Below are 22,124 nucleotides of genomic sequence, written 5' to 3'. Positions count from 1 at the left end.
ACACCCTGAGGTCAGAACCACCATGAACAAGACCATCGGCACCATTGCGCGTTGGCGCGTGCAGATCTTCGCTGTCACCTGGCTTGCTTACGCCGCTTTCTACTTCACCCGCAAGGCCTTCTCGGTGGCCAAACTCGGCATCGCCGAAGACCCCACCTTCATGCTCGACAAAATGGCCATGGCCAACCTCGATGCGATCTATCTGGCGGCTTACGCCCTTGGCCAATTCACCTGGGGCATGCTCGCCGACCGCTTTGGCCCCAGGGTCGTGGTGTTCGGCGGTTTGCTGATTTCCGCCGCCGCCGCGCTGGTGATGGGCAGTTTCGCCACGTTGCCGATCTTCGCCACCTGCATGTTGATTCAAGGGTTGGCGCAATCGACGGGATGGTCGGGGCTGTGTAAAAACCTTGGCAGTTTCTTCCCCGCACAGCAGCGTGGGCGGGTGCTCGGGTTATGGAGTTCCTGCTACGCCTTTGGTGGCCTGGTCGCTTCGCCGTTTGCTGGCTGGTGGGCGTACACGCTGGTCGGCAGTTGGCACGCGGCGTTTGTTTCCAGTGCCGCCGTGGTGGCGGTGGTGGCGGTGCTGTTCTTTATCTTTCAGCGCAACAAACCGGAGGACGTCGGCTTGCCGGCGGTTGAGCCGGAGCCTGAACTGACGCCGGAGGAAACCGAAGCCAACAGCAAGCTCAGTGTCTGGGAGCCGTTAAAGGAAATCCTGCGCAACCGCACGGTGCTGGTGTTGGGCCTGGCGTATTTCATGCTGAAACCGGCGCGTTACGCGATTCTGCTGTGGGGCCCGGTGATCGTGTTCGAGCAAATGCCCAGTGTTGGCAAGGTCGGTGCGGCGATCATTCCCACCTCGTTTGAACTGGCCGGCCTGCTCGGCCCGATCATGATTGGCCTGGCCTCGGACAAACTGTTCGGCGCCCGGCGCATGCCGGCCTGTGTGCTGAGTCTGCTGGCGCTGACCGTGACCCTGGCGCTGTTCATGGCCGCGCTGCACACCGGCAGTGTGTTGCTGGTGGTCGCGCTGCTGTTTGTCATGGGCCTGACCCTCTATGGCCCGGATTCGATGATCAGCGGCGCGGCCGCCATCGACTTCGGCAAAGCCAAGGCGGGCGCCACCGCTGCCGGTTTCGTCAACGGCTGCGGCTCGGTTGGCGCGGTGCTCGGCGGCTTGCTGCCGGGTTACTTCGACACGGTGACGGTGTTCATTGTCTTCGCCGGTTGCGCCTTGTTCTCAGCGCTGGTGCTGATTCCGCACTGGAACAGTCGCCCGGTCGGCGTCATGGAACCGCGCGCGTCGATCCCCAATTGCCCGTTGACGATCAAACCCCTGCGTTCCTGAAACCCCTTTGCCTCGCGGCCTGCTGCGGTGCTCGCGGCAGGCTGTGGCGTGAGCCTTTGACTGGAGAAAACCCATGAGACCGTTTTGGCTGGAGCAGGCCTTGCAGGCTGATACGTCCGAGACCTGCCCGCCGTTGCAAGGCGAAGTGCGTACCGACGTGTGCATCGTCGGCGGCGGTTACACCGGTTTGTGGACGGCGATCATGCTCAAACAGCAAAACCCCGAACTCGAGGTATTGCTGATTGAGGCGGACATTTGCGGCGCGGGCGCCAGTGGGCGCAACGGTGGCTGCGCGCTGTCATGGTCGGCCAAGTATTTCACCCTTGAGCGCCTGTTCGGCGTTGAGGAGGCGGTGCGTCTGGTCAAGGAGTCCGAGCGCAGCATTCACGCCATCGGCGAATTCTGCGAGCAGTACGGCGTCGATGCCGATTACCGTCTTGATGGCACGCTGTACACCGCGACCAATCGTGCGCAAGTCGGCTCGACCGATGCGGTGATCGCGGCGCTTGAACGTCAGGGCATCAACTCGTTCAGCCAGCGTCCGCTCGCCGATGTGCAGCGCATGGCCGGTTCAAGCAAACATCTGGAGGGCTGGTTTTCGCCGGCCGCCGCCAGTGTCCAGCCCGGCAAACTGGTCCGTGGCTTGCGCCGGGTGGCCTTGCAATCGGGCGTGAAGATCCACGAAAACACGGCGATGACCGGCCTGGAGGAGGGCCGTCCGGCGCGCATCCAGACTGCGAACGGCAATGTAATCGCCGACCGCGTGGTGCTGGCGATGAATGCCTGGATGGCCCGTGCCTTTCCACAGTTCGCACGCAGCGTGGCGATTGTTTCCAGCGACATGCTGATCACCGAACCGCGCCCGGATCTGTTGCAGCAGATCGGCTTGACCAGTGGCGTCACCGTGCTTGATTCGCGGATTTTCGTGCACTACTACCACAACACCCCGGACGGCCGGATGATGCTCGGCAAGGGCGGCAACACCTTCGCCTTTGGCGGGCGAATGCTGCCGGTGTTCGATCAGCCGTCGCCTTATGCCGGCCTGCTGAAAAACAGCCTCGCCGACTTCTTCCCGGCCTTTGCCGATGTCAAAGTCGATGCGACCTGGAACGGGCCGTCGGATCGCTCGGTCACCGGTTTGCCGTTCTTCGGCCAGATGAGCAGCAGCGGCAATGTGTTTTACGGATTCGGCTATTCCGGCAGCGGCGTCGGCCCGTGCCACATGGGCGGGCAGATCCTCTCGTCGCTGGTGCAGGGGCTCGACAACCCGTGGACGCGTTCGCCGCTGGTCAACGGGCCGCTAGGGTATTTTCCGCCGGAACCGATTCGTTACCTCGGTTCGCTGATGGTGCGCAATGCCATCCGCCGCAAGGAGCGCGCCGAAGACCATGGCCATCGACCCCGGCATCTGGACGTGCGGCTGGCGAAGTTCGCCGCAGCGGCTGGCAAAGCCGACAAAGCCTGAAACCCTCACTGCAGGCCTGTCGCAGGCTGCGATGTTCTGATGTTGATGTCCAGAAGCTCGCAGTCTGCGGCAGCCCCCACGTGGCAGGGTCAGCAGGCGTCGCTGTCGAGCAGCCAGTCGAGCAACAGGCTGCTGTCGCGCAGGGGGCGGGTTTCTCGGGGTGCGAAATCCCTCGACTGACAGAGGCAGAGGATCGGCCGATCCGGGTCACTGTCGAGGAAACTCACCCACACTTCGCTGCCGGCGCAGGGCACGTCATCGGCGGACAACCGGCCATGGATTCGCGTCATGGCGATGGGCAGCCAAATCGCGTCGGCATCGTCACTCGGCGCGGTCGGTGCAGGCCACAACCGCACGGCGACGCGACCCTGTGCGTCGAGGCGCGCCGGTTGCCCGGGCAAGCCGATGATTTGCGCCAAGTGATAGCCGGCCACGTTCGGGCGGACTTGCCTGAGCGGCGGGCGAAAATCGCTGGACCACGGTTGCGCGGTGAAATCGTTGTGATAGCGATGCACCCGCGTCGTCGGCTCAAGGATTGACGGGTGCTGACCGTGGTGACGCATGTCGGTGATCAGCCATTGTTCGTTGAAGTGACTGAGCGGATGCTCCGTCACCTGCAGCAAGTGGCCGCTGAGCAAACCGGCGCAGTCGCTGCGTCCATGGATCAAGCGATGCTGGCAGCGTTGTCGTTGCAGGTGACGACGGCTGCGTTGCTCGGCATGGCGCTGTTCGGCCGAAGGCACCGGTGTCGGCGGATGCGCCACGGTCTGATTGGCGGCTTCTTCGCCGACCGTTGGCTGGCCGCGATTGCGCACGGCATGCAACGTGGGAGCGGGCGCGGGCTGATGACGCTGATAAAGCATGCTGATGCCGGACGCAGGCGTTTGCTCATCGGCCTGAAACGGCATCAGTCGCGAATCCTGGGGCAGGCTCAGGCTGTCGTCGGCAAACACCACGACATGCCCGCCAGGTCCGTGCTCGAAGTGGTAATGAATGCCTTCTTCTTCGCACAGTCGTTGCAACAGCGCCAGGTCGCTTTCTTCGTACTGGATGCAAAAGGGACGCGCGGGATACTGGCCTGCGCTCATTTCGATCCGGTAGTCGTGCAGCGCATGCTCGTCGAGCAGTTGCCGGAGTATTTGCGGCACGCTTCTGTGCACGAAAACCCGCCGCTTGTGCGGCTGGGCCAACCGTTGCAAGTGCGGCGCCAAAACCAGCCGATAGCCGATACGGTGCGTACCGCGATGTTCGCAACTGACACTCTGGATTACGCCGTGGATGCCATGCAGATCATCCAGGCGCAGAAACGCCGGCTGCTGCAGGAGCAATGCCGGCGCCAAGGCAGGGGCGAGACCGATCAGCTCGATGTCGAAGTGAAAGGGCTGGTTGAGCGCTTCGTCGCCAACAAAGCTCAACACCGACAGGCTCAAGCCACTGTCGATCAGGGTCAGGGTGAACGGACTTTCCTTGTCATTGAGCATTTGCACAGGCTCTGTCAGGCAATACGGACCGCAGAGGGTACGAAACCGCAGCGCAGAATGGTCGTATCAAAGCGGTTTTTCAGAATTGCCCTACGAGTTCTGGCGAACAAGTCGATTCCGTAATGGATTTTTTTGGTCGATTGCCGACTTTAGGCCGTATAAACTTGGCGCCACGCGTCGGCCAATAGATGTCTCGGCGCCACAGATCAAGAGAGTGAGTAATGGGCGCACAGTGGAAGGTTAAACACAAAGAAGCGGCAGCCAACGCCAAGGGCAAGATCTTCGGCAAACTGGTGAAGGAAATCACCATTGCGGCCCGCAATGGCGCCGATACCGCAACCAACGCACACCTGCGTCTGGTGGTTGAACAGGCCAAGAAAGCCTCGATGCCGAAAGAAACCCTGGATCGCGCGATCAAGAAAGGCGCGGGCCTGCTGGGCGAAACCGTGCAATACCATCGCGTGACCTACGAAGGTTTTGCTCCGCATCAGGTGCCGCTGATCGTCGAGTGCGTCACCGACAACATCAACCGCACCGTGGCGGAAATCCGCGTGGCATTCCGCAAGGGCCAGTTGGGCGCCTCCGGCTCTGTATCCTGGGACTTCAACCACGTGGGCATGATCGAAGCCTCGCCGGACACCCCGGACGCCGATCCGGAAATGGCCGCCATCGAAGCTGGCGCGCAGGACTTTGAAGCCGGCGAAGACGGCGCGACCCTGTTTCTGACCGACCCGACCGACCTTGATTCGGTGCAGAAAGCACTGCCGGAACAAGGTTTCACCGTGTTGTCCGCCAAACTGGGCTACCAGCCGAAGAACCCGGTCAGCGGTTTGAGCGATGAGCAAATGGCTGAAGTTGAAGCCTTCCTCGAAGGTCTCGATAACCATGATGACGTGCAGGATATGTTCGTCGGTCTGGCAGGCTGATCTGCCGGGTCAGTGATGACCTCATCGTCAGCGGGCTGGCTCCCACAGGTTTGGCGTTGTTCACGCATTTATGAACGACCCGGACCCTGTCGGCGCTGGCCTGCCAGCGATTGACCGAGCAGCGGTCACAGGTTTTCCAGTACCTCGACGACTTCACTGAACCCTGGCCGCGCCAGTACATCCGCCTGACAGCAACGCCGCTCCAGTCCCTCCAGCAGCACACGCCGCTCATCACTCAGCCCCGAGTCGATACGCGCCAGCAATTCCCCCAGCAATATCCCGAACGCCCGCACTTCGATGCGCTGCAGCGCGCGTGTTTGCGGGGTGTCAGCCATGGCATGGAACGATGCCGCGCCAAAATCTCCCAACAGACACTCGCCCTGATCGTTCAGCAAGATGTTGTGCCCGTAGAGATCGCCGTGGGTGATGCCTTGTTGGTGCAGATGCTGCGCCGCTGATGCAATGCCTTTGGCAATGCTGAGTGCAACGGGTGCGCAAAAGCGCCGGTCTGCGGCGTATACGTCGCGCGAACACGACGCGAGGCTGGGTAACGCCGCCAGATTGGCGAAATTCGGATCGATCAGTTGCATCACCAGTCCTTGTTGCCCGTCCGGATGGCCGCTGATTCGGCCTTCAATGCGGATCAGATTCGGGTGCAATCCGGCGGTAATGCAGGCGTTCATTTCGTGCAACGGCGAGCCGTCGCTGGTCATTTCGCCTTTATACAACTTCACCGCGACCGGTTGCGCGCAACCGTCCTCCCGTTGCCAGATCGCACGGGAGATCACCCCCGACGCGCCTTCGCCCAACTGCTGCTCAAGACGCAGCGCCGCCCAGTCGATCCGACGCGTCGCCTCGAGGCCCGTGGGTTCGGCCTCGGTTTCCAATGGATTGCCAGCGTAGGCCAGCCACGTCAGGCTCGGCAGCGTCAGCAGTGATTGCGGCAGTTCAGTCAGGCGGTTGGCGGCAATCCGGATCAGCTCGAGTCGATGGCATTGGCTCAGGGACGGCGGCAGCGCTTGCAGGCGATTACCGGCCAGCATCAGCTTTTGCAGATAAGGACGTTCGCCCAGTTCGTGGGGCAGGGTTTCGATCTCGTTATCGGTCAGGATCAACCAACGCAGCAGCGCAGGCAGCGCGGCGCCGGGAACATCGACGATGCGATTGGCCTTGAAGCCGACCATGGTCAGTGCCGTGCATTGGCCGAGGCACGCGGGCAGTTCGGTGAACTGGTTATCGGAGCAGAACAGCACGCGCATCCGCGTCAGTCGATGCAAGTCGTCCGGCAGGCTGCTCAAGGCGTTGCCGCTGAGGTTGAGCACCTCCAGCGTATCGGCCAGATCGAAAATCTCCGGCGGAAACTCGGTCAGCCCGCAAGACAGATCCAGCCGGGTGACGCCCGACAACTCGCCGGCGCGCAATTGAGCAAGGGTGTGCATGTCAGTGTTCACTTCAGAAAAAGGCAAAGCGCGGGGCGCTGGAATGGTCGCCATGATAACGGCAAAGCCGGCCCCTGAAGAACCCGCAAGGAAATCGGCGTGTCAGGCCGGGGCCTGGATGACTTGCAGTTGTCCCAGGCGGCTGCGGGTGCGCGCGAGGTCGATGGCGTTACCGCCCAGGCTTTGACACAACGCCAGCGGGCCAAGCAGGGTCAGGTGCTTGTCCTGGTCGTAGAGCACGTCGATCAGGTTGATGAAGCGTTGCTGCGCGGCAATCGAGCAGTCAGCCAGAGGCGGCAGTTCATCGATGATCCATTGGTCGAAGCGTCGGCACAGCTCCAGATAATCCATCACGGCCGTCGGCTGTTCGCACAGATCGTTGAAGGTAAAGCCGACACGCCGTCCTTCGCACAGGCGGGCCTGAAACTGTCGGCTGCCGACTGTCAGAACGAGGGGCGGCGCGTTCTCCGGCGGCAGATTCAGAGCGGTGCGCTGGGCGGCCGTCCCCGGTGAGACGTAATGACCCTGAGTGAACACCTGATGGGCGTGATTGCGCGTCTGACTGCGGTAATCATGGGCACCCCCGACTTCCATGACCTGCATGCGTGCGTTGATCAGTTCGATCACCGGTTTGAAACGGGCGTGATACAGCGGGTTGGGCAGCAGGCCTTCGGGCGGATAGTTGGAGGTCACCAGCAGCAGAATGCCGCGCTGAAACAACGCCTTGAACAGCCGATTGATGAGCATCGCATCGCCGATGTCATGCACGTGAAACTCATCGAAACACAAGACGCGGCAGTCTGTGAGCAACTCGTCGAGGGTCGCGGCGAGGGCGTCGTCCTGCTCTCGATGCTGGAACATGCCCTGATGCAGTTGCGCGAAGAACTGGTGGAAATGCAGGCGTTGTTTGTGGGGGGTTGGCAGCGCGTGGAAAAAACCGTCGAGCAGCCAGCTCTTGCCGCGTCCGACGGCGCCAAACAGGTAAAGGCTTGGCGGCGTTTGCCCGGTTGAAGCGAACAACAGGCTGGCCTGCCGGGCCATGCAATCGATGACACGCTGCTGACTGTTGCTGAGGGTATAGCCCTGCGCGTGAGCTTTTTCCCGGAAGTAATCGCGAACGGCCTGAGCGCGGGCGTCATGCCCGACGCTCGCGGGCAAGCCCTTGCCGAAAAATCGGCGCAACGCCGACCAGCGTTGGGTCAGGCGTGATCGTTTGGACGCTCGGGCGGGCACTCTGGGCTTACTCCGTGGGGGGCGAAGCGCTATGCGCAAATACGGCGGTGTAGTTTAACCGGGCGCGAAGGGGCTCTTCTACCGTCGTTCACGCCGCCGACGGGAAAGTCTCTGCAGAATGGGGCACTCGATGCGGGGGCCGGGCCCTTTTATTTTTCCCGCTCACCACAATCCTTGTGAGAGCGGGTTTGAGATGTTTTCAGAATGGCAGTGATTGCTTGAGTTGTTGCGCTGCCGGGGAATCGGTCGGGCTGACCATTGCGTAGTTGTAGCCGCCGCCCGACCAGTATTGCGCCTGCAAATCGCCATCGCTGCGAATGCCGCGAGGCAGGAAGGTGTTTTTCGGCCCCGGCGGGCGCACGTAGAAACTGACTTTGTGCCCGCTGCCATCCTCATACATGACCATCGCTGCCGGGCCCTCATCGGTGCTCAGCAACCGCCCGCTGACCGGTTCGAACCCGGCGGCCTTCAAGTCCGGCAAACGACGGGCCTGAGTGAAATAACGGTCAAGCCAGCGTTGCATGTCGCCGTCGCTGTCGACCTCATGATCGGCGGGCAACATGCCTTGTTGGGCAATCAATCGGTACGCCTGCAGAGCGTCGGTCATCGGCAACGGCGAGGCGCGCACCAGGGTCATCTCCCGCGCCTGCCAGCCGCTGACGCCACCTATGCCAACTGCGATCAGCAATACCGCCACACTGGCCAGGCGCCGGTGAGTCTGGCGCTTGAGGCGCTGACGGATCATCGCCGGATCGAGTTGCGGGTTGGCCGGTTGCTGCAACGCACCGCCAAGGGCCGCGCGCAGGTGCTGGGCATCCTGTTGCCAGGCGCGAACCTGCACGGCCTCTTCAGGGTGGGCGGCCAGCCAGGTTTCCAGCACACGGCGGTCGGCGTCGCTGAGTTGGTGATCGACGTAAGCGTGCAGGTCACGCTCACTGGGAGGCATGCTGATCATTTGAGTATCCGCAAAGAAGGGCTGCTGATTTCGCCGTCGCTGAGTTGGCGCAAGGCCTGGCGGGCGCGGGACAGGCGCGACATCACGGTGCCGAGCGGGGCGCCGAGAATCTCGGCGACCTCTTTATAGGTCAGGCCTTCCACCGAGACCATGAGCAGCAGGGCGCGCTGTTCGGTGGGCAATCGGTCGAAGGCTTGCAGGGTCGATTGGGCGATCACGGTGCGCTCGACCGACGGCTCGGCGTCGTCGCGACCGGTGAAGAATTCGAGCATCCGCGCATAGCGCCGGGAGCGGCGATGGGCGTCGAGAAACTGCCGGTACAGGATCGCAAACAGCCAGGCACGCAGGTCGCCGTCGGCGCGTTTATCGGCCCAACTCGACAGGGCCCGCTCGAGGCTGGCCTGTACCAGATCGTCGGCGCTGCTGCTGTTGCGCGTCAACGAGACGGCAAAGCGGCGCAATCTGGGAATGATTTCTCTCAACTGTTCGTCGAATTCGCTCATGAGTGTCTACTGGTTACTACGCTTTGGACTAGGAAGACGTCCGCCGTTGGAGGTTATTCCACGTTCGGAAAAATAAATACCGGGCGGTGGAATAAACCTCGACGGGGCGCGTCTTGCTGATTCTTCCTACTTGTGGCCGATGGTCCTGGAGTCTTTCATGGTTGATCGCTCATCACCGAACCCCGCGCCGCCCGGCGGGTCGCAACGCCCGCCATTGAGTGCCGCGAGCCTGATCCTGCGCCTGGGTGGCATTGCCGTCGTCGTTGCCGCCGTGGCCGGGGCATTTGCCTACGTTCACGGTAACCTCGACCCACATCGTCTGACGCCAAAAGCGCTGGTCGATGTGCTGGAGAAAAACAACGGGGTGCACCCGGGCTTTCGCCGCAATCACGCCAAAGGCGTGTGTGTGATCGGGCATTTCGAGAGCAGTGGCGAGGCGCGGGTATTTTCCACTGCACAGGTGTTCAACGAGGCGCGCACGCCGGTGGTCGGACGTTTCGCCCTGCCGGCGGGCAATCCCTATGCGCCGGACAGCGCCGTGCCGATTCGCAGTCTGGCACTGCGCTTTACCCAGGCCAACGGGCAGCAGTGGCGCACCGGGATGAACAGCATGCCGGTGTTTCCGGTCGGCACGCCTGAAGCGTTCTATCAATTGCAGCAGGCGCAGTCGCCAGACCCGGCCACGGGCAAACCGGACCCGGCGAAAGTGCCGGCGTTCTTCGCCTCGCATCCTGAAGCCGTGCCATTTCTGACGTGGGTGAAGACCGCCAAGCCGTCGGCCAGCTACGCCACCGAAACCTACAACAGCATCAATGCGTTCTATCTGGTGGATGCCAGCGGCAAGAAACAAGCTGTGCGGTGGAGCATGACCCCGCTGGCGCAGGACGCCGCAAATGCCACCGCCCCTGAAGGCAGCGACTTTCTCGAGAAGGACCTGGTGCAACGACTGGCCGCTGCGCCTCTGCGCTTTCAGTTGAACATCACCCTGGCCAACCCCGATGACCCGGTCAACGACGCCAGCAAAACCTGGCCCGCCGGCCGCAAGGTGTTGAATGCCGGCTTGCTGGTGCTGGAGAAAACCCAGCCACAACTGAGCGGCGAATGCCGTGACATCAACTACGACCCGCTGGTGTTGCCGGCCGGGATTCAAGGCTCCGATGATCCGTTGCTGGCGGCGCGCTCCGCCGGTTACGCCAATTCCTACCTGCGTCGCACCAGCGAAGTCAGCCAGTTGCCCGCCGCCAAACAGGAGGCTCGTCCATGAGCGCTCAACCGACTCATTTCGCTCTGTTGGCGCGCCTGCTGCATTGGCTGATGGCGTTGATGATTATCGCCATGCTGTTTATTGGTGCCGGCATGGTCACCTCGGTTTCGGCGCGGCATGAATGGCTGATCAACCTGCACAAACCGCTGGGCATCGCGATTCTGGCGCTGGTGATCGTGCGCTTGCTGGTGCGTTTTACTACCCGTCAGCCACCGCTGCCGGCGGATCTGCCGGGCTGGCAAGTGATGGCCGCCAAGGCTTCACATTTGCTGCTGTACGCGTTGATGCTGGTGTTGCCATTGCTCGGTTGGGCGATGATCAGCGCGTCGGGCGAGCCGGTCATGCTCAGCGCGACGCTGAATCTGCCCTCGATTGTGCCGGCGGATGCGCAGTTGTTTGCGCTGTTGCGCAAGGCGCATGGCTATCTGGCGTATCTGCTGTTCCTGACGGTGTTGTTGCATTTGGCGGCGGCGCTGTTTCATGGTTGGGTGCGGCGCGACGAAGTGCTCGACAGCATGGTGCGGGGGCGTGATCGCGGATAACGCGCGAGGGTGGCGCACCGCTCTGCTGCGTCACTTTTGAGCGTCAACCTGTCAGTAGCGTGGTCGGGGAAGTGCAGAACGCAAAAGATCGCAGGCAAGCTGCGATCTTTTGGCAGAGGTCGGGGGACATCAGCGCAGCGTATCGACCATGTCGGCGAGGGTGGTCAGCACGTCCTTGCCCAATTGTTTCGAGCGCTTGCCCGACCAGCCGGTTTGTTTGTCGGGGTGGTCGTCGTGATCCTTGAACGGCATTTCCAGGGTCAGCGAAAGGCAGTCGAATTTCTCGCCGACGCTGTTGCAGGCCAGGGTCATGTTGGCCCTGCCCGGCTTGTCACGCACGTAACCATACTGGGTCTGGAAGTCTTTGGTGGTGTGTTTCAGGTGGCTGCGGAAATGCTCTTCGAGCTTCTCGATCCGAGGTGTGTAGCCCGGGTTGCCTTCACCACCGGCGGTGAACACGTGGGGGATTTCTTCGTCACCGTGTACGTCGAGGAAGAAGTCGACGCCGTACTTTTCCATCTGCTGCTGTACGAAAAGTACTTCGGGGCTCATTTTCTGACTGGCGCTCTGCCACGCGCGGTTCAAATCCTGGCCCATCGCATTGGTGCGAAGGTGGCCGTGGAAGGCACCGTCCGGATTCATGTTCGGCACCAGATACAGATCGGCGCTGGCCAGTAACTTGTTCAGCACCGGATCGTCGTGGCGCTCCAGACGTTCGATCACGCCTTCCATGAACCATTCGGCCATGTGCTCGCCGGGATGCTGCTGGGCAATCATCCAGACTTTGCGCTGGCCTTCGGCGCCGGAGCCTTTGCGCAGCAATTGAATGTCGCGACCTTCGACACTCTTGCCAGTGGCCAGCAGTTCGGTGCCGGCCTTCGTCAGCGCCTGTTCGATCAGCCAGTCATGACGGCCACGGCTGTAGGGTTCGAAGTAGGCGAACCAGGCATGGGTTTGCTCGGCTTCGAGGCAGAAGCGCAGGCTGTCGCCTTCAAAGCTGGTTGGAATGCGGAACCAGTTGACGTGGTCGTAGGACGCGACCGCCTGATAGTTGGTCCAGGCTTTGTTATAGGAAGATTGACTGGCGTTGACCAGACGAAACCAGTGTTCCTGATGGACATGCAGGCCGGTAGCCTTGAAGTGGAACCACTGGAAGTGGGCGCTGCGGGTATCCTGGCGGATGGCCAGAACCGGGCTGAGCGGATTGCTGATATCGATGACTTGGATGTTGCCGCTGTCGAAATTGGCGCTGATGTCGAACGAGGATTTGGCCACGGTCATAATCGGTTCCTGAATATGATTTTTATGGCCGTTACTTTACACGCAAGACAGTGCCGAACCGAGGGGAATTGCAGGGGCGGGCGGGGGGCGTCCTCCATGACGCGGACGCAGCTTAGAGGCTATGCGATTGATTCTCAAGTGCTAATTGCCGTTAGTTTGCCCCAATGTGGCCGGGCTTCGCTTGCCAACCGATATTCTTTTGATATTATCCGCGCCATCGAATTTGCAGCACCGAAAGACTTCATTAGCCTGAAGACATAAGCCCGAAAAACGGGCAAAAAAAGACCCGGCAAAAAGCCGGGTCAAAAACCGTGATTAGCCTGATGAGGAGATAGTCCAGAAGACCGACCTAAGGTCTCTGGCCCATCGACTGATCTCGCGACCAGCTGCTTGCAATAATAATCATTATCATTTGCAAGTCAAATGTTTTTATCTGCGCGATCGGAAAATTCTTTCCTGTCCGTCCGAACTGTCGCTCCTCAGACTTCATCGCCATCAATCGAGTGGTCAACCATAGCCCGCGCCATATCCACCATGTGGACTACTGAAAACGCCAGATCACGACTTGCACCTTGCAGGTTTTCTGCTGCCTTGAATGCAGTGGCGGCGGCGCAGCGCAACAGGTCTGAAGCATGCACCAACGCTTCTTCACCGCTGAGATGACCTTTGACGTTGAAAAAACGCTCGTCGACCTCAGGTTCTGAAACAGCTGGTTTCAAGTAATAATCCAGCGCTCTTTGGGCCGCTGCGGTGCCTTGGGGCGAGGTGAACGTGGTGTCTATTTGCAGATCGGGCAAGTCTTTGCTGCTGATATCCATGATGAGAGGTCACTCCTTGTTTGATTGAAAAACCGTCCTGCTAGAATAGTACGGTTCGTAGTTGTGACCAGAAATTAAATACTACAGTATGTGTTTTGCCGGCCGAAGGCGTCCGCGTAAGGTGCCGCACATGGATAAATGGATTGAGTTGGTCAAGGCCAAGATGAGTGAACTCAAAATCACTCAAACAGAGCTCGGAGAGCGCGTCGGCATGTCCCAGGGCGGGATCGGCCATTGGCTGAATAAACGTCGCGAACCCGGTGTCACGGAAATGAATCGCGTGCTGCAGGCGCTGGGCATGGATTTCCTCGAAGTGGTGATGGTGATCCGCGAACCGCCATTGACACCCGACGAAGACATGCCCCTGGCGCAGAAGTACAATCCTTACTTCCGCTACCCGGTCAGCGATTGGCACAGGTCGTGCGAGGTGCGCGAAAGCGGCCAGCCGGCTTATGCCGCGACGTCGGACAAACAGCGCTACGAGCTGACGGATTACCACGCCCGTGGCCCGGCATTCTGGTTGACGGTGACGGGTGACTCGATGACCGCCCCCAGCGGCCCGAGCGTCGCCGAAGGCATGCTGATCCTGGTCGACCCGGCGGCAGAGGCCGTACCCGGCAAACTGGTGATTGCCCAGTGGGCGGACAGTGAGGAGGCGATTTTCCGTAAACTCGACGAAGAGGGCGGTCAGCGTTACCTGGTGCCGCTCAATCCGACTTGGCCCAAAGCCCTGTTCACTGACGAGTGCCGAATCATCGGTGTCGTGGTTCAGGCCACGGCGCGTTACTAGTCGGATCGATCCTCGCCAAGCGCAGGATCGATCCTCACTTCACACTTCTTCCAGTTCAACCAAAGCGCTGCCTTCGCCGACCATTTCGCCTTCCTGGCAATACAGCGCTTTGATCACCCCGGCATGCGGCGCGCGGATGCTGTGTTCCATCTTCATGGCTTCCAGCACCACCAACTGCGCACCGGCCTCGACCGTTTGCCCGGCCTCGACCAGTACCCGAACAATGCTGCCGTTCATGGGCGCGGTCAGACCGCCCTGATGACTGTGACTGGCCTCGACGGCGCTGATCGGGTCGTAGGTCTCGATGCGCCGCAATTCGCCCTGCCATTGCAGATACAGCGCATCGCCCTGACGTATCGCCCGCAGCATACGACGCACACCCTCGTGCTCAACGATCAACGCCTCGCCCGACAGCGTTGCGTCGCCGCTCGAGCCCAGCGTCTGCGCCCGATCCTGACCTTCACAGCTCAAGTGCAGCGTGACCTCGCGCGGCAGGCCCAGGCGCAAACCGTTGGCTGAGGCCCAGGCCGAAGCCGTGTCATCTGCCCGGACAGCGCCAGACAAACTCTGCGCAAACGCCTGCGCAGCGGCATGCCAGAACGCATCGCTCAACGCTCCCGGAGCCGGGAGCAATTGCTCCTGATAACGCGGAATGAACCCGGTATCCAGCTCTGCCGCAGCAAACGCAGGGTGGGCGATGATCCGTCGCAGAAAGTTGATATTGGTCTTCAAGCCGCCTATCGCGAATTCGTCGAGCATGCTCAGCAAACGCAGACGCGCCTGCTCCCGATCCTCGCCCCAGGCGATCAGCTTCCCGAGCATCGGGTCGTAAAATGGCGAAATCTCGTCCCCTTCCTCAACCCCGCTGTCCACCCGGCGTCCCGGCCCGGCAGCCGATTCTCGGTACAACGCCAGGCGCCCGGTCGCCGGCAGGAAGTCGTTCGACGGGTCTTCAGCATACAGTCGCACTTCAATGGCATGGCCATTAAGTGGCACTTGCGCCTGAGTGATTGGCAACGCTTCGCCACGGGCCACACGGATCTGCCACGCCACCAGATCAAGGCCGGTGATGGCTTCGGTCACCGGGTGCTCGACCTGCAAGCGCGTGTTCATTTCCATAAAGAAGAATTCGCCGCGCGCATCCAGCAGAAACTCCACGGTGCCGGCGCCGACATAGCCGATTGCCTGCGCCGAACGCACGGCGGCTTCGCCCATTGCCCGGCGCAGCTCAGCGGTGAGGCCGGGTGCCGGTGCTTCTTCGACAACCTTCTGATGGCGCCGCTGAATCGAGCAGTCCCGCTCGTTCAAGTACAGGCAATTGCCGTGCTGATCGGCAAACACCTGGATTTCCACATGGCGTGGCTTGAGCAGGTATTTCTCGACGAGCATCCGCGAATCGCCGAACGACGATTGCGCCTCGCGCTGGGCAGAGGCGAGGGCTTCGGCCAGTTGGCTGACGTCCTCGACCACTTTCATGCCTTTGCCGCCGCCACCCGCCGTGGCTTTCAACAACACCGGATAACCGATGCGTTCGCAGGCGTCGCGGAAGGTGTCGAGATCCTGAGCTTCGCCGTGATAGCCCGGCACCAGCGGCACGCCTGCGGTTTCCATCAGCGCCTTGGCGGCGGATTTGCTGCCCATCGCGTCAATGGCCGAGGCGGGCGGGCCGAGGAAAATCAAGCCCGCCGCTTCGATGGCGCGGGCGAACCCGGCGTTCTCCGAGAGAAAGCCATAACCCGGATGAATCGTCTGCGCGCCGCTGGCCTTGGCCGCTGCGAGCAGTTTGTCGATTTGCAGATAGCTGTCCGCAGCCTTGCTGCCGCCAAGATCGACGCGGATATCCGCCTCTCGACTGTGCCGCGCTTCGCGGTCGGTGGCACTGTGAACGGCAACGGTGGTCAAGCCCAGGGCTTTTGCGGTGCGCATCACGCGGCAAGCGATTTCGCCACGGTTGGCCACCAGCAGGGTGGTGAGAACAGGTGCGCCCATCAACGCGACTCCTTGGTGGTGGTTGCGGCCTGCCAGCTCGGCGGGCGTTTTTGCAGAAAGGCGCGCAAGCCTTCCTGGCCTTCGGCGCTGACACGGATGCGCGCAATGGCATTTTCGGTGTAGCGGCGCAGGGCCGGAGTGAGTGCGCCGTTGCCGACTTCACGCAGTAGATCTTTGCTGGCGCGCATCGCGGCGGGACTGTTGAGCAGCAGGGTGTTGATCCATTGTTCGACTTGCTGATCCAGTTCGGCGGCCGGATAGCTTTCCGACAACAGGCCGATTTCCCGCGCCCGCTGCCCGCCGAAACGTTCGGCCGTCAGTGCGTAGCGGCGCGCCGCACGTTCGCCAATCGCCTGCACCACGAACGGGCTGATCACCGCCGGCGCCAGACCAATGCGTACTTCCGACAGACAGAACTGCGCATCATCGGCGCCAATCGCCATGTCGCAGCAACTGATAAGGCCCAGCGCGCCACCGAACGCCGCACCCTGCACCACGGCCACAGTGGGGATTTTCAGCTTGGCGAGGTTGTACATCAGTTCCGCCAGTTCACGGGCGTCGTCGAGGTTGGTGTGGTAATCGAGTTCGGCTGATTGTTGCATCCACGCCAGATCGGCGCCGGCACTGAAATGCTTGCCACGGCCGCGCACCAGCAGAAAACGCAGACTGGCGTCGCTGGCAACCTTGTCGAGCGCGAGGATCAGTTCGCGGATCATCTCGGCATTGAAGGCGTTGTTCTTCTCGGCGCGGTTGAGCCACAGGGTGGCGAAACCCCGCGGGTCGTTATGCAATTCGAGGGTGTTGAAGTCGCTCATGTTCATCCCGCTCCTACAAAAAATCACATCCGGAACACGCCGAAGCGGCTCGGTTCGATAGGCGCGTTCAACGACGCAGACAGGGCCAGGGCCAGTACATCGCGGGTCTGCGCCGGGTCGATGACGCCGTCGTCCCACAACCGTGCGCTGGAATAGTAGGGGTGCCCCTGTTCTTCGTATTGATCGAGAATGGGCTGCTTGATCTCGGCTTCCTGCGCGGCACTGAACGCCTGACCGCTGCGTTCAGCCTGTTCACGCTTGACCTGGACCAGCACGCCGGCCGCCTGTTCGGCACCCATTACACCAATGCGCGCGTTCGGCCACATCCACAGAAAGCGCGGATCGTAGGCGCGGCCGCACATGCCGTAGTTGCCGGCGCCGAAACTGCCACCGATGATCACGGTGAATTTCGGCACCTTGGCGCAGGCCACCGCAGTCACCAGTTTTGCGCCGTGTTTGGCGATGCCTCCGGCTTCGTATTTCTGCCCAACCATGAAGCCGGTGATGTTTTGCAGGAACAGCAACGGAATGCCGCGCTGGCAGGCCAGTTCGATGAAGTGCGCGCCTTTCTGCGCGGCTTCGGCGAAGAGGATGCCGTTGTTCGCCAGAATCGCGATCGGATAACCGTGCAGGTGCGCAAATCCGCAGACCAGCGTGGTGCCAAACAGCGCTTTGAATTCGTCGAACACCGAACCGTCGACCAGCCGCGCAATCACTTCGCGCACATCGAACGGTTGCTTGGGGTCGGCGCAAACCACGCCATATAACTCGTCGCCGCTGTACAGGGGCGCAATCGGTGCACGCTGTTGTACTTCGCCGAGTTTGCGCCAGTTGAGGTTGGCAACGCTGCGGCGGGCGAGGGCGAGGGCGTGTTCGTCGCTCTCGGCGTAATGGTCGGCCACCCCGGACATCTTGCAGTGCACATCAGCACCGCCCAGGTCTTCGGCGCTGACCACTTCACCGGTCGCGGCTTTCACCAGCGGCGGCCCGGCGAGGAAAATCGTCGCCTGATTGCGCACCATGATCGCTTCGTCCGCCATCGCCGGGACATAAGCGCCGCCAGCGGTACAGGAACCCATGACCACGGCAATCTGCGGAATGCCCATCGCGCTCATGTTGGCTTGATTGAAGAAGATCCGCCCGAAGTGCTCGCGATCCGGAAATACTTCGTCCTGACGTGGCAGGTTGGCACCACCGGAATCCACCAGGTAAATGCACGGCAAGCGATTCTGCTGAGCGATGGTCTGTGCGCGCAGGTGTTTCTTTACGGTCAGCGGATAGTACGAACCGCCCTTAACCGTCGCGTCGTTAGCGACGATCATGCATTCGACGCCTTCGACCCGGCCGATACCGGCAATCACACCAGCGGCCGGCACGTCTTCGCCATAGACGGCGTGGGCGGCCAGTTGGCTGATTTCCAGAAACGGCGAACCCGGATCGAGCAGGCGATTGATGCGTTCTCGCGGCAGCAGTTTGCCGCGCGAGGTGTGGCGTTCCTGGGCTTTCGCACCGCCACCCTGCGCCACTTGGGCGAGCAGGGTGTGCAGGGCGTCGACCTGTTTGAGCATCGCCGCGCTGTTGGCGGCGAACTCTGCTGAGCGCGGGTTAAGCTGAGTGTGCAGGATCATGGGCTACTCCGTAGCAGCTTCGAGTTGCAAGCTACAAGCTGCAAGTTGAGGCAAGAGCGCATGGCTCTTGCCGCTTGAGGCTCGCAGCTTGCCGCTGACGAAATTCATTTCGTTTCGTTGAACAGTTCGCGACCGATCAGCATGCGACGGATCTCACTGGTGCCAGCGCCGATTTCGTACAGCTTGGCGTCACGCAGCAGACGGCCTGCCGGGAATTCGTTGATGTAACCGTTACCACCGAGAATCTGGATCGCGTCGAGGGCCATTTGCGTGGCGCGCTCGGCGGTGTAGAGGATCACTCCGGCGGCGTCTTTGCGGGTGGTTTCGCCGCGTTCACAAGCTTGGGCGACGGCGTAGAGATAGGCGCGGCTGGCGTTGAGCTGGGTGTACATGTCGGCGACTTTGCCCTGGATCAGCTGGAATTCGCCGATGCTCTGGCCAAACTGTTTGCGGTCGTGGATGTACGGCACGATCAGGTCCATGCACGACTGCATGATCCCGGTCGGGCCACCGGACAGCACGACGCGTTCGTAATCGAGGCCGCTCATCAGGACTTTCACGCCACCGTTGAGCACGCCGAGAATGTTTTCTTCCGGTACTTCGACGTCGTCGAAAAACAGCTCGCAGGTGTTGGAACCGCGCATGCCGAGCTTGTCGAACTTGTTGCTGCGGCTGAAACCTTTCCAGTCGCGCTCGACGATGAACGCGGTGATGCCGTGGGGGCCTTTTTCCAGGTCGGTCTTGGCGTAGATCACGTAGGTATTGGCGTCAGGGCCGTTGGTGATCCAGGTTTTGCTGCCGTTGAGGACAAAACGGTCGCCACGTTTATCGGCGCGCAGCTTCATCGACACGACGTCGGAACCGGCGTTCGGTTCACTCATCGCCAGCGCGCCGACGTGTTCGCCACTGATCAGTTTGGGCAGGTATTTGGTTTTCTGTTCGTGGTTGCCATTGCGATTGATCTGGTTGACGCACAGGTTGGAGTGCGCGCCGTAGGACAGCGCCACGGACGCCGAGCCACGGCTGATCTCTTCCATCGCCACGACGTGCGCCAGATAACCCAGCCCCGCACCGCCATACTCTTCCGGCACGGTGATGCCGAGCAGGCCCATATCGCCGAACTTGCGCCACATGTCGGCGGGGAACAGGTTGTCGCTGTCGATCTGCGCCGCGCGCGGAGCGATCTGGTCGGCGACAAAGGACTGAACCTGATCGCGCAGCATGTCGATGGTTTCACCGAGGGCGAAGTTCAGGGATGGATAGCTCATGGGTCACCTTTTGGCTTTTTTGTCGGGTGGGGAGGGCGGACATTCAGCTCTCACCTTTACGTTAACGTAAGCCTGGGACGAATGGCTGTCAATCACCCTTTACGTTAACGTCAACTTGAGTGAGAGTAGTGACCGTTCAAGATTGAAACGCAGCAGACCTGGTGGGAGCGGGCAAGCTCGCTCCTACCGGGATTAAATCCGGTAAAACCCACTAATAAAGACAACAGGGGTCGTCATGGATCAACCCAGTGCAAACCCGCAGCGCAGCTACACCCGCGGTTCTCAGGACAAAGCCTTGCTGGTGATGACCATCGGGCAGCAGTTCGATCACACCGCCGCGCAGTACCCCGACGCAGAAGCGCTCGTCGTGCGCCACCAGCAGTTGCGTTACTCCTGGCGACAACTGGCCGATGCAGTGGACCTGCACGCCAGAGCGCTGCTCGCTTTGGGGCTGCAGGCCGGTGACCGCCTCGGCATTTGGGCGCCAAACTGCGCGCAGTGGTGCATCACTCAGTTTGCCACGGCGAAAATCGGTGTGATCCTGGTCAACATCAATCCCGCCTATCGCAGTTCAGAACTGGAATACGTGCTCAGACAATCCGGTTGCCAATGGCTGGTCTGCGCCGGTGCGTTCAAGTCCTCCAACTATCACTGCATGCTGCAGGATCTGGTGCCGGAACTGGCCGAGCAAGCCATCGGCCAGTTGCGCAGCGAGCGCATACCCGAGTTGCGCGGGGTGATCAGCCTCGATGCCCAGCCGCCCTCAGGCTTCCTGCCGTGGTCACAATTGACCGATCTGGCCGCCAGTGTTTCCCCGCAGCAATTAAGCGAACGCAGCGATAGCCTGCACGTCGATCAACCCGTCAATATCCAGTACACCTCCGGCACCACTGGTTTTCCCAAAGGTGCGACCCTCAGTCACTACAACATCCTCAACAACGGTTACATGGTCGGCGAAAGCATCGGCCTGACCCCGCGCGACCGCCTGGTGATTCCAGTGCCGCTGTATCACTGCTTCGGCATGGTCATGGGCAACCTTGGGTGCTTGACCCACGGCAGCACGATGATTTATCCCAACGACGCCTTTGATCCGCTGCTGACCCTGCAAGTGGTTGCCGAGGAAAAAGCCACCGGCCTTTACGGGGTGCCGACCATGTTCATCGCGATGCTCGATCAGCCACAACGTGGCGAATTCGACCTGTCCAGCCTGCGCACCGGGATCATGGCCGGCGCCACCTGCCCGATTGAGGTCATGCGCCGGGTCATCAGTGAGATGCACATGAGTGAAGTGCAGATCGCTTACGGCATGACCGAAACCAGCCCGGTGTCACTGCAAACCGGGCCGAACGATGATTTGGAGCTGCGCGTGACCACCGTCGGCCGCACCCAGCCACAACTGGAAAGCAAGATCATCGACGAGGCCGGTAACCTCGTGCCGCGCGGTACCATCGGCGAACTTTGCACCCGTGGTTACAGCGTGATGCTCGGTTACTGGAACAATCCGCAAGCCTCGGCGCAAGCCATCGACGAGGCGGGATGGATGCACACCGGCGACCTGGCGAGCATGAACGAAGAGGGCTACGTGAACATCGCCGGGCGTAACAAGGACATGATCATTCGTGGCGGCGAGAATATTTATCCGCGTGAACTGGAAGAGTTTTTCTTCACTCACCCGGCCGTCGCGGACGTGCAGGTGATCGGCATTCCGTGTTCGCGTTATGGCGAGGAGATTGTCGCCTGGATCAAATTCCATCCCGGGCACAGCGCCTCTGAACCGGAGCTGCAAACCTGGTGCAAGGAACGTATTGCGCACTTCAAGACGCCCCGGCACTTCAAGTTCGTCGAGGAGTTTCCGATGACGGTGACGGGCAAGATCCAGAAGTTTCGCATGCGCGAAATAAGCATCGCAGAGCTGAGCGAAAAGCACGCCTGACGAAGATCAAATGTGGGAGCGGCTTGCTCGCGAATGCAGTGTGTCATTCAGCGCAGATGTGTCTGATACACCGCCTTCGCGAGCAAGCCTGCTCCCACAAGGATTTGTGGTGAAAACAGGAATCACGCAAAGCACAAAGGGGAGCCGAAGCTCCCCTTTAATTTTGTCGTCGCGTGCTCTTTTTATTATTGAGGGGCGGTCTGTTGTTGTTTTTGGCAACCGTGGCCCTTTACCGCTGTTTTTGGCGACCCCCATCCGGGGTCAAGAGCAAACGTATTTTTTTGAGCGCTGATCTGCCTTCTCGTTAAACGATCCAACCGATTCGGGAGCTACCTGAGGGTAGTTTTATTGTTCTCTGCCCGGTTGCGGGTCACTCCTGAGAGCACCCTGAAAAGCACACCTTCTCCAAAAAAATCTGTTAGCTGCGTCTCTGCCGTGTTGTTTTT

General features: G+C 60.9%; 18 protein-coding genes. 7 read left to right on the top strand and 11 right to left on the bottom strand.

The window, feature by feature from the left end; all coding sequences use genetic code 11:
* Positions 1-22: 22 nt before the first annotated feature.
* Positions 23-1,348 (top strand): MFS transporter, encoded by a 1,326-nt coding sequence (locus AACY19_RS02120; protein WP_339447461.1) that lies wholly within the window; start codon positions 23-25, stop codon positions 1,346-1,348.
* 73 nt (positions 1,349-1,421) lie between these two features.
* A complete protein-coding gene (locus tag AACY19_RS02115) occupies positions 1,422-2,813 on the top strand; it encodes an FAD-dependent oxidoreductase (RefSeq protein ID WP_339447459.1) in 1,392 nt (463 codons plus the stop codon).
* An 89-nt stretch (positions 2,814-2,902) separates the two neighbouring features.
* On the opposite strand, the gene AACY19_RS02110 is transcribed toward AACY19_RS02115, so the two are convergent.
* Complete coding sequence (locus AACY19_RS02110; protein ID WP_339447457.1) at positions 2,903-4,294, bottom strand: type VI secretion system Vgr family protein; 1,392 nt, start codon at positions 4,292-4,294, stop codon at positions 2,903-2,905.
* 221 nt (positions 4,295-4,515) lie between these two features.
* Here AACY19_RS02110 and AACY19_RS02105 point away from each other — a divergent pair, with 221 nt between their 5' ends.
* A complete protein-coding gene (locus AACY19_RS02105) occupies positions 4,516-5,220 on the top strand; it encodes a YebC/PmpR family DNA-binding transcriptional regulator (RefSeq protein ID WP_339447455.1) in 705 nt (234 codons plus the stop codon).
* 125 nt (positions 5,221-5,345) lie between these two features.
* Here AACY19_RS02105 and AACY19_RS02100 read toward each other — a convergent pair whose 3' ends face one another.
* The 4 genes from AACY19_RS02100 to AACY19_RS02085 form a co-directional block, all read right to left on the bottom strand.
* Positions 5,346-6,659: a leucine-rich repeat-containing protein kinase family protein gene (locus AACY19_RS02100; RefSeq protein WP_339447453.1), complete on the bottom strand. Its 1,314-nt coding sequence runs from the start codon at positions 6,657-6,659 to the stop codon at positions 5,346-5,348.
* 102 nt (positions 6,660-6,761) lie between these two features.
* Positions 6,762-7,892 carry a cell division protein ZapE gene (zapE, locus tag AACY19_RS02095; protein WP_339447451.1) on the bottom strand — a complete coding sequence of 377 codons (1,131 nt, stop codon included), beginning with the start codon at positions 7,890-7,892 and terminating at the stop codon, positions 6,762-6,764.
* A 199-nt stretch (positions 7,893-8,091) separates the two neighbouring features.
* Positions 8,092-8,847 (bottom strand): anti-sigma factor family protein, encoded by a 756-nt coding sequence (locus AACY19_RS02090; RefSeq protein WP_339447449.1) that lies wholly within the window; start codon positions 8,845-8,847, stop codon positions 8,092-8,094.
* Positions 8,844-9,350: a sigma-70 family RNA polymerase sigma factor gene (locus AACY19_RS02085; protein WP_339447447.1), complete on the bottom strand. Its 507-nt coding sequence runs from the start codon at positions 9,348-9,350 to the stop codon at positions 8,844-8,846. The genes AACY19_RS02090 and AACY19_RS02085 overlap by 4 nt, the downstream gene beginning before the upstream one ends.
* A gap of 157 nt (positions 9,351-9,507) precedes the next feature.
* Between AACY19_RS02085 and AACY19_RS02080 the strand changes: the two genes are divergently transcribed.
* Both AACY19_RS02080 and AACY19_RS02075 read left to right on the top strand, forming a co-directional pair.
* Positions 9,508-10,614: a catalase family peroxidase gene (locus tag AACY19_RS02080; RefSeq protein ID WP_339447445.1), complete on the top strand. Its 1,107-nt coding sequence runs from the start codon at positions 9,508-9,510 to the stop codon at positions 10,612-10,614.
* A complete protein-coding gene (locus AACY19_RS02075; RefSeq protein ID WP_339447443.1) occupies positions 10,611-11,156 on the top strand; it encodes a cytochrome b in 546 nt (181 codons plus the stop codon). The genes AACY19_RS02080 and AACY19_RS02075 overlap by 4 nt, the downstream gene beginning before the upstream one ends.
* 129 nt (positions 11,157-11,285) lie before the next feature.
* On the opposite strand, the gene AACY19_RS02070 is transcribed toward AACY19_RS02075, so the two are convergent.
* Positions 11,286-12,437 carry a M14 family metallopeptidase gene (locus AACY19_RS02070; protein WP_339447441.1) on the bottom strand — a complete coding sequence of 384 codons (1,152 nt, stop codon included), beginning with the start codon at positions 12,435-12,437 and terminating at the stop codon, positions 11,286-11,288.
* 479 nt (positions 12,438-12,916) lie between these two features.
* Positions 12,917-13,255, bottom strand: coding sequence for a DUF6124 family protein (locus tag AACY19_RS02065; RefSeq protein WP_339447439.1), 339 nt, complete (start codon positions 13,253-13,255; stop codon positions 12,917-12,919).
* Positions 13,256-13,385: 130 nt separating this feature from the next.
* Here AACY19_RS02065 and AACY19_RS02060 point away from each other — a divergent pair, with 130 nt between their 5' ends.
* On the top strand, positions 13,386-14,045 hold the full coding sequence (locus AACY19_RS02060; RefSeq protein ID WP_339447437.1) for a LexA family protein: 660 nt from the start codon (positions 13,386-13,388) through the stop codon (positions 14,043-14,045).
* Positions 14,046-14,084: 39 nt separating this feature from the next.
* Here the strand turns inward: AACY19_RS02060 and AACY19_RS02055 are convergent, their stop codons facing one another.
* From AACY19_RS02055 to AACY19_RS02040, 4 genes are all read right to left on the bottom strand, one after another.
* A complete protein-coding gene (locus AACY19_RS02055; protein ID WP_339447436.1) occupies positions 14,085-16,034 on the bottom strand; it encodes an acetyl/propionyl/methylcrotonyl-CoA carboxylase subunit alpha in 1,950 nt (649 codons plus the stop codon).
* A complete protein-coding gene (locus tag AACY19_RS02050; RefSeq protein WP_339447435.1) occupies positions 16,034-16,849 on the bottom strand; it encodes a gamma-carboxygeranoyl-CoA hydratase in 816 nt (271 codons plus the stop codon). The genes AACY19_RS02055 and AACY19_RS02050 overlap by 1 nt, the downstream gene beginning before the upstream one ends.
* Before the next feature lie 23 nt (positions 16,850-16,872).
* On the bottom strand, positions 16,873-18,477 hold the full coding sequence (locus AACY19_RS02045) for a carboxyl transferase domain-containing protein (RefSeq protein WP_339447434.1): 1,605 nt from the start codon (positions 18,475-18,477) through the stop codon (positions 16,873-16,875).
* 104 nt (positions 18,478-18,581) lie between these two features.
* The gene (locus tag AACY19_RS02040) at positions 18,582-19,745 is read right to left on the bottom strand and encodes an isovaleryl-CoA dehydrogenase (RefSeq protein ID WP_339447433.1); all 1,164 of its coding nucleotides are present in this window, start codon (positions 19,743-19,745) and stop codon (positions 18,582-18,584) included.
* A 235-nt stretch (positions 19,746-19,980) separates the two neighbouring features.
* Between AACY19_RS02040 and AACY19_RS02035 the strand changes: the two genes are divergently transcribed.
* A complete protein-coding gene (locus AACY19_RS02035) occupies positions 19,981-21,678 on the top strand; it encodes an AMP-binding protein (RefSeq protein WP_339447432.1) in 1,698 nt (565 codons plus the stop codon).
* The last annotated feature ends 446 nt before the right edge of the window (positions 21,679-22,124 follow it).

This window comes from Pseudomonas sp. EA_5y_Pfl2_R50, assembly GCF_963970475.1.
Taxonomy (GTDB): domain Bacteria; phylum Pseudomonadota; class Gammaproteobacteria; order Pseudomonadales; family Pseudomonadaceae; genus Aquipseudomonas.
Note: the sequence above shows the minus strand (reverse complement) of the source record. Positions and strands in the feature narration are given on the sequence as shown.